This window comes from Paenibacillus sp. fava2 (assembly GCF_058313675.1).
Map to the genome: position 1 here is coordinate 3,768,112 of NZ_CM177755.1, position 14,171 is coordinate 3,782,282.

At 51.4% G+C, this 14,171-nt stretch carries 13 protein-coding genes; 7 read left to right on the forward strand and 6 right to left on the reverse strand.

Annotation, left to right across the window (positions count from 1 at the left end; genetic code table 11):
* Positions 1-139 precede the first annotated feature (139 nt).
* Positions 140-1,582, forward strand: coding sequence for a cardiolipin synthase (gene cls / locus AC4G46_RS16240; protein WP_491128899.1), 1,443 nt, complete (start codon positions 140-142; stop codon positions 1,580-1,582).
* 57 nt (positions 1,583-1,639) lie between these two features.
* On the opposite strand, the gene AC4G46_RS16245 is transcribed toward cls, so the two are convergent.
* The 4 genes from AC4G46_RS16245 to AC4G46_RS16260 form a co-directional block, all read right to left on the reverse strand.
* Positions 1,640-3,400, reverse strand: a complete 1,761-nt coding sequence (locus tag AC4G46_RS16245; protein WP_491123635.1) for an ABC transporter ATP-binding protein — start codon at positions 3,398-3,400, stop codon at positions 1,640-1,642.
* A complete protein-coding gene (locus AC4G46_RS16250) occupies positions 3,400-5,151 on the reverse strand; it encodes an ABC transporter ATP-binding protein (RefSeq protein WP_491123636.1) in 1,752 nt (583 codons plus the stop codon). Before AC4G46_RS16250 ends, AC4G46_RS16245 begins: the two co-directional genes overlap by 1 nt.
* Before the next feature lie 116 nt (positions 5,152-5,267).
* A complete protein-coding gene (locus tag AC4G46_RS16255) occupies positions 5,268-6,344 on the reverse strand; it encodes a sensor histidine kinase (protein ID WP_491123637.1) in 1,077 nt (358 codons plus the stop codon).
* The gene (locus AC4G46_RS16260; protein WP_491123638.1) at positions 6,341-7,015 is read right to left on the reverse strand and encodes a response regulator transcription factor; all 675 of its coding nucleotides are present in this window, start codon (positions 7,013-7,015) and stop codon (positions 6,341-6,343) included. The genes AC4G46_RS16255 and AC4G46_RS16260 overlap by 4 nt, the downstream gene beginning before the upstream one ends.
* Positions 7,016-7,170: 155 nt before the next feature.
* On the opposite strand from AC4G46_RS16260, the gene AC4G46_RS16265 reads away from it, so the two are divergent.
* Positions 7,171-7,344, forward strand: coding sequence for a hypothetical protein (locus AC4G46_RS16265; RefSeq protein WP_491123639.1), 174 nt, complete (start codon positions 7,171-7,173; stop codon positions 7,342-7,344).
* Between the two features lie 70 nt (positions 7,345-7,414).
* Here the strand turns inward: AC4G46_RS16265 and AC4G46_RS16270 are convergent, their stop codons facing one another.
* Positions 7,415-8,062, reverse strand: coding sequence for a TetR/AcrR family transcriptional regulator (locus AC4G46_RS16270; protein WP_491123640.1), 648 nt, complete (start codon positions 8,060-8,062; stop codon positions 7,415-7,417).
* Positions 8,055-9,257 carry an MFS transporter gene (locus AC4G46_RS16275; protein WP_491123641.1) on the reverse strand — a complete coding sequence of 401 codons (1,203 nt, stop codon included), beginning with the start codon at positions 9,255-9,257 and terminating at the stop codon, positions 8,055-8,057. Before AC4G46_RS16275 ends, AC4G46_RS16270 begins: the two co-directional genes overlap by 8 nt.
* 184 nt (positions 9,258-9,441) lie before the next feature.
* On the opposite strand from AC4G46_RS16275, the gene AC4G46_RS16280 reads away from it, so the two are divergent.
* The 5 genes from AC4G46_RS16280 to AC4G46_RS16300 all read left to right on the forward strand — a co-directional run bounded on the left by AC4G46_RS16280 (position 9,442) and on the right by AC4G46_RS16300 (position 14,060).
* Positions 9,442-10,599, forward strand: coding sequence for a type III polyketide synthase (locus AC4G46_RS16280; protein WP_491123642.1), 1,158 nt, complete (start codon positions 9,442-9,444; stop codon positions 10,597-10,599).
* Positions 10,586-11,311, forward strand: a complete 726-nt coding sequence (locus tag AC4G46_RS16285; RefSeq protein ID WP_491123643.1) for an SAM-dependent methyltransferase — start codon at positions 10,586-10,588, stop codon at positions 11,309-11,311. The genes AC4G46_RS16280 and AC4G46_RS16285 overlap by 14 nt, the downstream gene beginning before the upstream one ends.
* Positions 11,308-12,459, forward strand: a complete 1,152-nt coding sequence (locus AC4G46_RS16290; RefSeq protein WP_491123644.1) for an NAD(P)/FAD-dependent oxidoreductase — start codon at positions 11,308-11,310, stop codon at positions 12,457-12,459. The genes AC4G46_RS16285 and AC4G46_RS16290 overlap by 4 nt, the downstream gene beginning before the upstream one ends.
* A 152-nt stretch (positions 12,460-12,611) precedes the next feature.
* Positions 12,612-13,424, forward strand: a complete 813-nt coding sequence (locus AC4G46_RS16295) for a DUF817 domain-containing protein (RefSeq protein WP_491123645.1) — start codon at positions 12,612-12,614, stop codon at positions 13,422-13,424.
* 69 nt (positions 13,425-13,493) lie between these two features.
* Positions 13,494-14,060 carry a TetR/AcrR family transcriptional regulator gene (locus AC4G46_RS16300; protein ID WP_491123646.1) on the forward strand — a complete coding sequence of 189 codons (567 nt, stop codon included), beginning with the start codon at positions 13,494-13,496 and terminating at the stop codon, positions 14,058-14,060.
* Positions 14,061-14,171 lie beyond the last annotated feature (111 nt).

The window sequence follows — 14,171 nt, forward strand, 5'->3', positions numbered from 1 at the left end:
ACCCCCTGCTTAGGCCGATGCTTAGAGCAGGGGGTTGTTTGGTTATTAATAGCTATCACAAAATGTTATTGACCCGCACAGCAATGATATCTACAATTTGAAATGACACAACATGCAGCAGAAAGGGGTTCAGACGGCAATGGACTGGAGCAGCATCTTCACTCTAATTGTATCTATTATCACCGTACTTAATATTATTCTGGCCGGAGTCGTCGTCTTTATCGAGCGCAGGGACATCGGGTCTACCTGGGCCTGGCTCATGGTCCTGTTTTTCATCCCGGTAGGCGGCTTTCTCTTCTATGTGTTTTTCGGAAGACAGCTCAAGAAGCGCAACTTCTATGCGCTCAGCGCAGAAGAACGGATTTATCTGCAGGCCGCCATTGATGAGCAGGTTATGACGGTTGATTACCAGGGGGGACTTACAGCCAAATATGCAGATTTGCTTAAAATGAATCTGCGCTCCTCCAACGCGCTTATAACATCCGACAATGAAATTGAAATCTTCGATGACGGGGAAGCCAAATTCAATGCCATGTTCCAGGATATCCGGAATGCAACGAAGGAAATCAATGTGCAGTATTATATCATTCAGCCCGATGCGCTGGGCCGCAGACTGCGGGACGAGCTGACCGCCAAGGCCAAAGCAGGCGTTACGGTAAGACTGTTATATGATGAGATCGGCTCGCGCCAGACTTCACGCGCTTTTTTCAAAGATCTGATCGCACACGGGGGCAAGGTGGAGGTATTCTTCCCGTCACTGTTCCGGCTGATCAACCTGCGGATCAACAACCGTAATCACCGCAAGCTATGTATCATTGACGGTGAGATTGCCTATATCGGCGGATTTAACGTCGGAGATGAATACCTTGGACTGGACAAGAAAATGGGCTATTGGCGCGATACCCATTTCCGGATGAAGGGAGGTGCGGTCAATCAGATTCTCGGCCGGTTTCTGCTGGACTGGAACAAGGCAGCTCCCCGGGGCGAGGAAGAATCCGAGCAGCTGCCGCTCCCGATGGAGAAGCACACTGGCAGCAGTGTGGTACAGATTATCTCCAGCGGACCCAATTCACAGACTGAGCATCTCAAGAATATGTACCTCAAGCTGATTGCCTCTGCCAAAAAGAGCATCTACATCCAGACCCCCTATTTCATACCGGATGCCAGCTTTATGGATGCCTGCAAAATAGCGCTGCTCTCCGGAGTAGATGTGCGTATAATGATCCCGAACAAGCCTGACCATATGTTTGTATATCCGGCCACGCTGTCGCATGCCGGTGAGCTGCTGCCGTACGGGGTCAAAATCCTCCAGTATGAGAAGGGGTTCATGCACGCCAAAACCATCGTTGTGGACCAGGAAATCGCCTCAGTCGGAACTACGAACATTGATACCCGCAGCTTCCGTCTGAATTTCGAGGTTAACGCGCTTGTCTGCGATGACGGGATTGCCAGCGAGCTCCATGAGCTGTTCCTGAAGGACAGTATGTCCTGTACGGAGCTGACGCTCGAACGATATGAGGCCCGTCCGAAGCTGCTGAAGTTTAAAGAGGCTGTAGCTAGGCTGCTGTCACCGATTCTGTAGCATAAATAAAGGGTGTCCCCAGGCGGGACACCCTTTATTTTTACGTAAATCCAAGAATTAAGAGGCTTGTTCAAACTGGCTGTTATACAGCTCCGCATAGAAGCCGTTCTTCGCAAGCAGCTCGCTGTGGCTTCCGCTCTCCAGGATATCGCCGTCCTTCAGGACCAGAATGACATCAGCATTCTTGATCGTTGACAGGCGGTGGGCAATAACGAAGGAGGTTCTGCCCTCCATCAGCTGATCCATCGCCTGCTGGATCAGCAGCTCTGTCCGCGTATCGACCGAGCTGGTAGCCTCATCCAGAATGAGCATCGGCGCGTTTTTCAGCATCGCCCGGGCAATCGTCAGCTGCTGCTTCTGGCCGGCGGACAGATTGACCTTATCGCTCAGAACAGTATCGTAGCCGTGGCTCAGGGTCTGAATGAAATGATGCAAGCCGACAGAGCGGCAGGCGGCTTCGATTTCGGCATCGGTGACGCCTGTTTTGTTATACACCAGGTTCTCTCTTACTGTTCCTTCAAACATCCAGGTATCCTGCAGCACCATACAGAAGAGATCGTGAATGTTCTCCCGGGTCAGGCTGCTGATCGGTGAACCGTCGATGTAGATTTCTCCGCCGGACAGCTCGTTAAAGCGGATCAGCAGGTTAATCAGTGTGGTTTTGCCTGCGCCGGTCGGGCCGACGATGGCAATTTTCTGGCCGGGCAGTACCTCAGTCGAGAAATCTTTAATCACCAGATTGTCTGTTTCTTCATAAGCAAACTGCACATGCTCAAAGGTAACATGTCCCTCAGCGGTAACCAGCCTGGTGTTCTTGTGATCTTCATTGTCCATTTCCGCTGCATCCAGAAATTCAAACACACGTCTGCTTGCTGCAGATGCTGCCTGCAGGTTCTGTGCGGCCTGTGCCATCTGGGCGAGCGGCTGGGTAAAGAAACGGACGTACATAATGAAAGCGACAATGACGCCGAAGGAGATGGAACCGTTGATCGCCAGTACAGCGCCGACCACACAGACAGCTACATACCCGAGATTCCCGATAAAGGTCATCAGCGGCATCATCAGCCCGGATAGAAACTGCGCTTTGAAGGCGCTCTGCTTCAGCGACTGGTTCAGAGATTCAAAGGTTCCGCGCATCTGCGCTTCGCCATTATAAGCTTTTACAACGGTATGTCCGGTATAGACTTCCTCGACATGCCCGTTGATTTTACCCAGGAATTCCTGTTGGCTCTGAAAATATTTCTGGGATTTCTTCATAATGACGGACATCAGGCCAAAGCCGATCAGTGTTGCGGCAATTCCCGTGAGGGTCATAATCACATTGGTCTTGAACATCATGATCATGGAGCCGGCGAACAGGGCAATTGCTGTAACAAGGGTACCGACGCTCTGGTTCAGCGCCTGCCCGATGGTATCCACGTCATTGGTAACCCGGGACAGAATATCGCCGGTTGCAGATTTATTATAGTAGGAGATCGGCAGGCGGTTCATTTTGCGCGACAGGTCGCTTCTCAGGCTCCTGGACACTTTCTGCGTGACCATTGACATAATGAGGCCTTGCCCCAGTGACAGCACAGCGCTAAGCGCATAAATGAAGATAAGGAAAAATCCGATTGAAGCAACAGCATCCAGATCAATACCAGTAGCGATACCTGCCGTGATCAGATCCGTCAGCTCTGAGAGCTGATCCGGTCCAAGCAGTGTGAGGATGGTACCCGCAGCTGCGCTTATGACCGCAATCAGAATGACAGGAATATGCGACCGGCAATATTGGAGAAGCCGGCTCCAGGTGCCGGGCTGTTCCGATTTCTTTTTCATTAGGCAAGCTCCTCCTTTGACAGCTGTGAATAGGCGATTTCCTGATATATGCTGCAGGATTCCATCAGTTCTTCATGTGTTCCCATACCGGCGATCTGCCCGGCTTCCAGGACGATGATTTTATCCGCATCCTTGATTGTACCGATCCGCTGTGCCACAATCAGCATGGTTGTGCCGCGGGATTCCTTCTTCAGCTCGCTGCGCAGCTTACGGTCTGTCTTGTAATCCAGCGCGGAGAAGGAGTCGTCGAAGATCAGAATTTCCGGACGGCGGGCGATGGCCCGGGCGATGGACAGCCGCTGCTTCTGGCCGCCGGACAGATTGGTTCCGCCTTGAGCGATATGGGCATCGTAGCTGCCGTCCATTTTCTCTACGAAATCTGCGGCCTGTGAGGTATAGACCGCATCCACCACATCGGAATTCAGATCACGCCCGTTATCGCCGAAGGCGATGTTGGAGGTTACCGTACCGCCAAACAGCACTGCTTTCTGCGAGACATAGCCCATTTTGTTGCGCAAGGCACTCTGTTCATACTGATTTACATTGATGCCGCCGACAAGCACTTCACCGGATGTAACATCGTAGAAGCGTGGAATCAGGTTGACGACAGTGCTTTTGCCGCACCCGGTTGAACCGATAAATGCTACCGTTTCGCCCTTCTTAGCTGTAAAGCTGATGTTCTTGAGTACATAATCCTCGGCATCCGGGTATTTGAAGCTGACATTCCGGAATTCCACTTCGCCGGTGTGACTGGAAGGAGCGGCCGTAAGTGAACCGTCAGTCAGGCTCGGCCGGGTCTCCAGCACCTCGTTAATCCGCTTGGCCGAGACATGGGCACGGGGCATGAGAATAAAGATGATGATCAGCATCATAAAGGCCATAACAACCTGCATCGCATAGGAAGAAAAAACAATCATATCGGAGAACAGCCCCATTTTGGCGCCGGCATCGGCAGATTGGATCATCACTGCGCCGATCCAGTAAATCGCCAGGCTGAGGCCGCTCATAATCAGGGTAATGCTCGGCATCATGGCAGATAATACATTGTTTGCGAACAGATTGGTCCGGGTCAGCTCATCGTTCGCTGTGCCAAATTTGTCCTCCTGATATTGTTCGGCATTATAAGCACGGATTACCCGCATTCCTGTAAGATTCTCTCTGGCAACACGGTTCAGATTATCCGTCAGTACCTGCAGCTTCTGAAATTTCGGCAGCACCAGCACCACACAGATACCGACAATGACGATCAGGACACCGACGGCTGTGCCTGTGGCCAGCGACCACTGCCAGCTTTTTCCGGTAATTTTGAGAATGGCCCAAACGGCAAGCAGGGGAGCCTTGATCAGCAGCTGCAGGCCAATAACAATCAGCATTTGTACCTGGGTAATATCATTGGTTGAACGGGTTATCAGACTTGCGGTTGAGAAGCTGTTGATTTCCTCCATCGAGAAGGACTGTACCTTGTTAAACAGTCTGGAGCGGACTCTGGCAGAGAAGTTGGCCGCAATTTTCGCCGCAATCCCGGCGACAATGATGGAGGTAGCCAGACTTCCCAGCGCACAGAGCAGCATCCAGCCACCGGTGGCGGCAATCTCGGACATTTCACTTCCGGGTGTCTGAATTAGCCGGGTAATATCGCTCATATAATCAGGCAGCTCGAGATCGAGCCAGACCTGAGCGACGATGAACAGGACGCTGAATGCGAATAATGCCCATTCCTTCGGCTCGAGATTTTTAAGCAGTTTAATCATAAGCGTGACTCCTTTAGGTGATATGGGATGTTGCTAGTAGCATAGCGGAGGAAGATAAACTGAACATTAACTTTTCTGAAAACAGCAAAAAGCCCTGAAACAACAAAGCTGTTGTTTCAGGGCTGAAGGTGTCGTGCAGGCAACGTAACGGTAAACGCTGTTCCCTGGAAGGGGAGGCTTTCACACGTAATGGTTCCGCCGTGCAGCTGAACAATCTTTCTGACGATGGTCAATCCGAGGCCGTTGCCTGCAGTGGAGTGGGAGGTATCCTGCTGATAAAATTTATCGAATACTTTCGGCAGAGCCTCGGGTGAAATACCGGGTCCATTATCACGGAATATAAAAGCTATCCCGCTGCTCTGCCTGTTCATGCTTATTCCGATTTCGCCGCCCTCCGGCGTGAACTTGATGGCATTATCCAGCAGATTCAGCCAGACCTGATTGAGCAGCTCCTTATTGCCTTCGAGCTCATAATCATGCAGGTCCACATTCAGGGCAAGCTGCTTTTTCTCAAATTTGGCCGTCAGCAGCAGCACGCACTGCCGGAGCTGTTCCCCCGCGTTGAAGCTTTTTTTGTCAGTCAGAATGGTCTGGGTTTCGATCTTGGACAGCTCCAGGACGTTTGAGGCGAGCGAGGCCAGCCTGGCGGATTCCTCAATGACGATATCCAGATATTCGTCCCGTTCCTCTTTGGGAAGATCGTCATGCTTGAGCATTTCAGCAAAGCCCTTGATCGAGACAATCGGGGTTTTGAATTCATGCGAGAAATTGTTTACAAAATCAGTGCGCAGAATTTCGATACCGCCGAGCTCCTCAGCCATACGGTTGAAATTCTCGGAGAGAATCCGGAATTCCGGGGGCCTTGTAAGCTGCAGCCGCATGGAGAAGTCACCGCCGGCCAGCCGGTCTGTTGCTTCAATAAAGGTACGGATGGATTTGACCATCCGGCGGCTTGTTACAGCCGATATAGCCGTGCCGATGATAGTGCATGCGATCAGGATAAGCAGGGGGACAACGGACCCGTCCTGGATAATCTCCTCATTAATCAGGCCAAAGACATCGGCCAGATAGAACAGAAGGCCGGTAACAATTACCGTTATCAGAAAGATAGTGAAGACCGCAAGCGAGAAGATGAGCGGCAGGCTGAGCCTGCTGCCTAGCTTTTTGCCTATTTTGCTGCCTAATTTGATCAAGACTTCTTCACCGCCTTGTACCCGAGACCGCGCACCGATACCAGCTCGAATTCGGGATAGGCTTCAAAACGCTTCCGCAGCCGGTTAATATGCACATTTACTGTGGTATCCGCACTTTCATTATCCATGCCCCAGATTTCATCCATCAGCTGGATGCGCGTAAAAATCCGGTCCGGGTAGGACAGCAGCTTGTACAGCAGATAAAATTCCTTCTGCGGCAGGGTTTGCCGTTCATCCTCGCGGGTCACCGTGAGCGCCTCATAATCGAGAATAACCTTGCCGATCACCAGCTTACGGGCAGTGGCAATCTGTGAACGCCGCAGCAGGGCCTGAATCCGCAGCAGCATTTCTTCCGTATCGACCGGCTTAGTCATGTAATCATCTGTTCCCAAACGGAAGCCTTTTTTCTTATCCTCCGGAAGATGCTTGGCAGTCGCCATCAGGATTGGAATCTGGCTGTTCGCAGCTCTGACTTCTGCGGCAAATTCATAGCCGTCCATGCCCGGCATCATAATATCCAGAATGATCAGATCAATATGCTGTATATCAAGCACATCCAGGGCTTTATGCCCGTCCTCAGCCGTAAAAACGTCATAGCCTTCGCGCTTCAACACGGCTTCAAGCAGTCTTCTGACATGCTTGTCATCTTCCACTACAAGTATGCTGATCATGTCACGGGTTCACTCCATATCGGGATTATGCTGATTATAAGGTTCAGAGCCATCGTATCATCTTTATTTTACTTTGAACAAGCAGCTGTATAAAAAACCTGAATCCGCAGTACCCTATAGGGGCAAAATGATGCCTCAAAGGAGATGTGCATACTATGGGAAAACAGACGAAAGCGACACCGGCGACCAAGGATAATCCCAACAAGACAGCTTCAGCCTCAGCCATTCCGTCCAATAAGAAGGGAACGGAGTTTGCAGACGAGCTTACAAGCAGTGATGTTGAATCTGCCTTCAAAAATCCGGTTACCGGTGAAGAGCGGATGTACTAGGATTGCCAAAAAACAGCTGCAGACCCGGACGGGGAACAGGTCCGGGATGCAGCTGTTTTGCTGAATGCTGTTACTTTTTTGCGTCTGCACTCAAGTGCTCAATCAGTATCCCCGCAAAACGGCGGGCAGTCCGTATTTCCGGCTGTCCCGTCTTGCCGTCTTGTCCTGCACTCATGCACATTTTCTGAAGCAGGGCCATCATCGAGGTGAAGATAAAATGAGCGGTTTCCAGCGGCTCCGGATCCTGCAGCAGAGATCCGTCTTTCATACCGGTGTCCAAAGCATTCATTAAGAAATGCTGTTCCTTTTCACGCCCGATAAAAGCTTCATATTGTGTTCTCAGTGCAGTTCCCGCTTCATAAGCCTCGTAATGCAGGTCAAACAGAAGTATGAACCGGATGTAGCCCGGATGCGCAGCACCATACTCAATCCATGCATTTAGCATGGTGACAAGCATTTCCTTGCCGCTCATACCGGCAGATGATGCTTTTTTGACGTATCCGGTCATGTCCTCCAGAATTTCTACCTGCACTTCAAAGACCAGCTCGTCGATGGACTGAAAATGCTTATAGAAGGTCACCCGGCTTATTCCTGCCAGACTGCAAATTTCCTTTACATTTACTTTGAGAAAGCTTTCCCTGATAAACAGCTCTTTTGCGGCAGCTATCAGGTCTTCACGGTTTCTGGTTTTGAGGTTGTTGTGCCAGGTTTCAGTCATGGGCCGCCGTCCGTTTCTGTTTGTTATTCGGAGCATGAACCGTTAAGAAGAGTGCAGAGGCAAGAATGCCTGCCCCTAAAATGTAAGGCATATGGATATGCCAGTCAAACAGCTGACCTGCAATAACCGGCCCAAGGATACTTCCTATACTGGTGTAGGTTGTGCTTAAACCGGCGGCATATCCCTGCCGGTCACCGGCAGCGTTGGCAATAATCGTGCTTAGTGTAGGCCGCAAAAAAGCATTAAAGGCGAAGAATAAACCTGACACCAACAGCAGATACCCGAGATTAACCTTAACAAGCATTAACAAGAGGGCGGCAGCGGTCATCACCAGTGAAATACGGATCAGCTTCATCTCGCCGAGCCTTTTTATAAAGCGGTCGAGCAGCCATATTTGGACAATAATACCGATTACAGCGCCGACCGTAATCAGCACTGAGATTTGCGCCGCATCAAAGCCGTACTTCTGTTCTACAAAAAGGGCATACACGGTTTCATAATTCATCAGGCCGAAGGTAATGATTAAGATAAGCAGCAGGTACTGGAAGTAGGAGGTGCGGAAGGAATTCCGGATCATGCCGGTAACCGATTCCCGCTGATCCGGCTGCCCTGCAGCAGCGCGCATCTCCCGCGGCAGCGTTTCAGGCATGAAGAAGCACAGCAGCATGGCGACAAAGCCCAGTCCTCCGGCAAAAAAATAAGGGACGCGGATACCCAGTTCCGCAATCAGTCCGCCTAACCCGGGGCCCAGCACCATTCCGAGATTCATCGACGCCCCCAGATAACCCATGCCCTTGGCCCGGGTATCGGGAGTGGTCATATCGGCAACGTAAGCCATATTGGCCGGGACCATAATGCCGACCCCGATTCCCCCGATAAACCGGGCTATGTACAAGATTGTGAGCGTATCACCGACAGCAAACATAAGGTCAGAAATGACGGTCAGCAGCAGACCGGCGATCAGCATGGGCTTCCGGCCCAGACGGTCCGAGAGCTGTCCGCCGACTGGAGAGAAGATAAATTGTGCGGCCCCGAATGCGGCTATGAGGGTTCCGGCCGCAGCTCCGGCTGCGTTGAACTGCTTCAGGTATTCAGGCAGGATGGGTATAACCATGCCTTGACCAAGCAAAGCGATAAACAGATTCAGCATAAGAATGAATAACGGGAATTTGGCAGATTTGGACAAGCTGCTCATTGGGTTGCCTCCTTCAAGATTTACACAGTGATAACAATAACACAGTGTAAACCATAATAAGCGAAAACCGGAAAACTTACAAGCTTGATTCTGGTGTCCGGCACGATTTCGGATTACAAAAGGCCTGATCAGGGTAAACATTGTTAATTCTATGCAACCTAAATTCATTAACGGAGGCTGAGATATGACACAATTGAACAGTAATACCGGAGCAGCGATTCTCGGGATGGGTACCGCTCTGCCGCTTTATTCGATAGCACAGGCAGATGTAGCTGAGCTGATCGCCTCATCGCTGCAGGACAAACCGGATCTGGCCCGCTTTGCCAGGAGAATCTTCAAATCCTGCGGAGTCGAGAATCGCTATACCTGTGATGACAGCTATCTTGGGACAGCTGAGACATGCCGTTATCTCCCCTCCGGTGACCAGACAGATATCCCTACAACAGAGGAGCGGATGAAGAAATATCAGCAGGAAGCACCTCCACTGGCATTGGAGGCAGCCAAAAGATCCCTGCAGGATGCGAAACAGAACCCCGGAGAAATCACACATCTGATTACTGTCAGCTGTACCGGCCAGTATCTGCCGGGCCTGGATGTCATGCTGATCAAAGAGCTTGGGTTGTCCCCGCGTGTGAATCGCCTTCCGTTAATGTTTCAGGGCTGCGCAGCCGGACTAAAAGCAATCCAGATGGCCCGGGACGTCGTCCTTGGGGCTTCCGGCTTCAGAGTGCTTGTCGTTTGCGTTGAGCTGTGTACGCTCCATTTTCAGCCGGTAAAAGAACGCGAAGCCTTGTTTGCAGCTTCCTTTTTCGGTGATGCTTCTGCTGCCTGTGTGATCGGTGAACCGGGGATAAACCATAAGCATAGTCTCAGTTTGGGCAGGGGCTATTCGGTATTGCTCCCGGATTCCACAGCGGATATGATCTGGGAGGTAGGCAATACCGGGTTCGATCTATATTTATCTCCGCGTATCCCGAAGCTGCTTGGAACCCACCTGGAAGCAGAACTTGTCCAGCTGCTGGGAGACAGCCCGCTTCCGGAGCTGTGGGCCATACATCCGGGCGGACGGGGCATTGTCGATTCCGTACAGGAGGTTATGAAGCTAAATGATGAGCAGACGCGGTACAGCAGGGAAATTCTGAGAACCGCAGGCAATCTGTCCTCCGCCACCATTCTGTTTGTACTTGAGTCCATGCGCCGGGACATGGAAGCCCGTAACGAAAAGACGAAGGAAGGAGTGGCAATGGCCTTTGGGCCGGGCCTGACCGCCGAGCTGATGTCCTTCACTTATGTTCCGGCGTATTCACCTTCCTATCAGGAGGCAGGCCATGCCGTTTTTTAGAACCTTGTCGGTGCGTGCCAAAGAGGATGAGCTGATGGATGACTTTTCCATGGGCGGAGCGGAGCTCAGTGAAGCCTTGAAGCATCTGCGGCGGCTGAACCGGATTTTCGCTGCACCCGGCCCTACAAGGGACGGGGTAGAGAAGCTCTGGCAGGCGATCGGACAGCCCCGGAAGCTCAGTATCCTCGATGTCGGCGCCGGCTCGGGGGATGTTAATATGAAGCTGCTGGAGTGGGCGGACCGGAAAGGAATCGAGCTTGATATTATGCTGGTCGATATGACGGAGGAGGCCTGCGAAGAAGCCAGGCAGCTGTTCCGGCACGAACCAAGAGTAAGGGTAATGCGGGCTGATCTGCAGGAGCTTGCCGATGCCTCAGCTGATATTGTAACCGGCTCCCAGTTTGTACATCATTTTGACGGCCAGCAGCTGGTGGATATGGTGGACCATATGCGGAGAGCGTCAAGGTACGGTGTGGTGATCAATGATATCCACCGTCATCCGGTATCCTACACCGCAGTATGGGTTATGACCCGGATGATCTCGCGCAACCGGTATATCCGGCATGACGGGCCGTTGTCGGTAGCAAAAGGCTTTAAGGGGAGTGACTGGCAGGAGCTGAAGCAAAGGCTTCAGGCCGATGCTATGACCTATACCTGGAAGCCGCTGTTCCGTTATTCAGTAGTAATCCCGAAGCAGGTGATCAGCCGATGATGAAGCAGGCGGATGTCATAGTAGCCGGTGCGGGGATTGCCGGAAGCAGCAGTGCCCTTCAGCTGGCCCGTCTGGGTCACCGGACGATTCTGCTGGACCGGCAGGAGTTCCCCCGGCACAAAACCTGCGGGGAATTCATGTCCCCCGAGACGAAGGAAATGCTGCAGGTGCTGGGCATTAATCTCACGGAGCATACACTGGCCCCGGGGAGGATGGACAATGCCCGCATTATCCTGCCCCACGGCGGGGAAATCGGGGCGCCGCTGCCTGGGAATGCAACCGGAATAAGCCGGTATGAGCTTGACCGGATTCTCCATGAGAAGGCACAGTCGGCAGGGGCAGAAATTATAACCAAAGCTGTAGTTACAGGAATCCGTAAGCTGGATGATAACCGTTACGAGGTGGAAACCAGGGAGGGAGACAACAAGGTCTCATATCAGGCCCGCGCTGTCATCGGCGCCTACGGAACCAAAAAGCCGCGGGGTGTCGCTGTCTCGGCAGAAGATACAAGAGATGATACCGTCTATATCGGAATCAAATCCCATTACAGCGGTATCGCCATACCGGATCAGGTCGAGCTGTATTTCTGTGAAGGAGGCTATATCGGGATTTCCCCGATTGAAGCGGGCAAAGTGAATATTGCAGCACTGCTGACCCTGGATTCCGTTCAAGGCAGCGGAAAATCAGTGCAGGAAATTCTGCAGACGGCCGCCCGGAGTAACCGCAGGCTGGCAGACAGACTGGCTGAAGGAATTCCGGTGGCCGGCACCCAGGTATCCATTGCACCAGTCCGTTTATCGGACACTCCCGAGCCGTGGTCGGAATTTCCGCATATCGGTGATGCCATGCTGATGATCCCGCCGCTCTGCGGCGACGGAATGTCGATTGCCCTGCGTTCCGCGCTGATCTGCTCAGGCTGGACCGACCGTTACCTTAAAGGAATGATTCGCTATGAGGAATGGCAAACCGGATATTCAGCGGAAGCGGACGAGACCTTTACCCGGCTTCTAAAGCGGGCACGGAGAATTCAAAGGTTGGCTTTTTCCAGAACGAACAGGCTGTACCCCGGTCTGGCGCGAGTTTTTCCGGGACTGGCCAGGTATGTAGTCAAAGCAACGCGATTGTCGGAGACCGGAATGGCCCGGTAAGAAGCAGCCTTTTCAAGCCGCCTGTATGGCGGTTTTTTTATATACATAAAAACGTTACAATAATAATATATTTATAATAGATACAAATTTATTGTATAACGATAAATAGCATGATAAAATACTGGCAACAACAATTAAACGAGGTGTTACGTATGAACTCATTATCCGGGATGAAGCCTGCAATGAACAGAAAGGTGAAAAATGCTTTTACCCAGCTGCTGCATTTCGGGTATCATCAGGCGATGAGCTGTATTTTCCCCGTGGCTATCTTTGGCACGCTTGCTTTGTCCGGCGCGGTACATCTCCCTTTTATCCACCGTTATGATGCCATTCTGCTCGTCCTGCTCACCGTCCAGTACCTGATGTACCGCAGCGGGCTTGAGACACTGGACGAAATCAAAGTTATTTGTGTCTTTCACGTTATCGGCCTGCTGCTAGAGATTTACAAAGTAAGCATGGGGTCATGGGCTTACCCTGAACCGGGCTTCAGCAAAATATTCGGCGTACCGTTGTACAGCGGATTTATGTATGCCAGTGTCGCAAGCTTTATGTGCCAGATCTGGCGCAGGCTGAGAATGGATATGACCGGCTGGCCGGGGCTGCTTCCTGCAGGGCTCCTTGGCGGAGCCATCTACCTGAACTTTTTTACCCATCATTTCATTCCGGATTTCCGCTGGTGGCTGACCGGGCTTGTGCTCATTGTATTCTGGCGGACCTGGATCATCTACCGTGTCCGGAATGCTACGTACCGGATGCCGCTGACACTGGCGTTTGTTATTGTCGGCTTCTTTATCTGGCTGGCCGAGAACATCGCGACGTTCTTTAACGCCTGGAAATATCCCGATCAGCATCAGACGTGGCAGATGGTCGGCTTCGGCAAAATCAGCTCATGGTTTCTGCTGGTTATTATCAGCGTCATTATCGTTGCTCAGCTTAAACATGTGAAGGCAGGTAGGGGCGATTGACTTTTGATCGCTGGCCCTCTATAATTCAGGAATGAAAATTCATTCCGCAAGGGAGATGCTGGGATAACGATGGCAACCAACAAGCAGGAGGATATTTATGCTGCGGCAATGCGGCTGTTTGCAGCCCGCGGCTATGACGGGACAACCGTGCCTATGATTGCCGAGCAGGCGAAGGTTGGTGCAGGGACGATCTACCGCTATTTCGAGAATAAGGAAGCGCTGGTGAATTCATTGATCACTGACTGTGTACGTAAGCTGACAGAAGTAATCAGAACCGGGTTTCCTGAGCATGAGCCTGTACGGATGCTGTTCGCTCATATCTATAGCCGGGTATTTGATTATGCCAGGCACAATTTTGATGCGTTTCTGTTCATTAATACCCACGATGACGCTTACTATCTGGATGAGCAGAGCAGGCAGGTGATTAATGATCTTATGGCCTTTATCGGTGAAACGATTGAGTTAGGTCAGCAGCAGAATGAAATTCGCAAGCTTCCTACTTGTGCTTTAATCGCGATAGTGTATGCCCCGATCAGCATGATGATTAAGCAGATGCAGAATGATATACTGCCGTACTCGGAAGAGTTGTACAAAGCGCTTGAGGATAGTGCCTGGAATGCCATATGTGCACGGTAAACCGCTAATCATTAGTGGTTTCTGCTGTAAACGGAATGAATATTCATTCCGAAAGCCTTCCGTTAGAAAATTCATCCGGCCTACGGATTAAATCATACAACCATATCAACA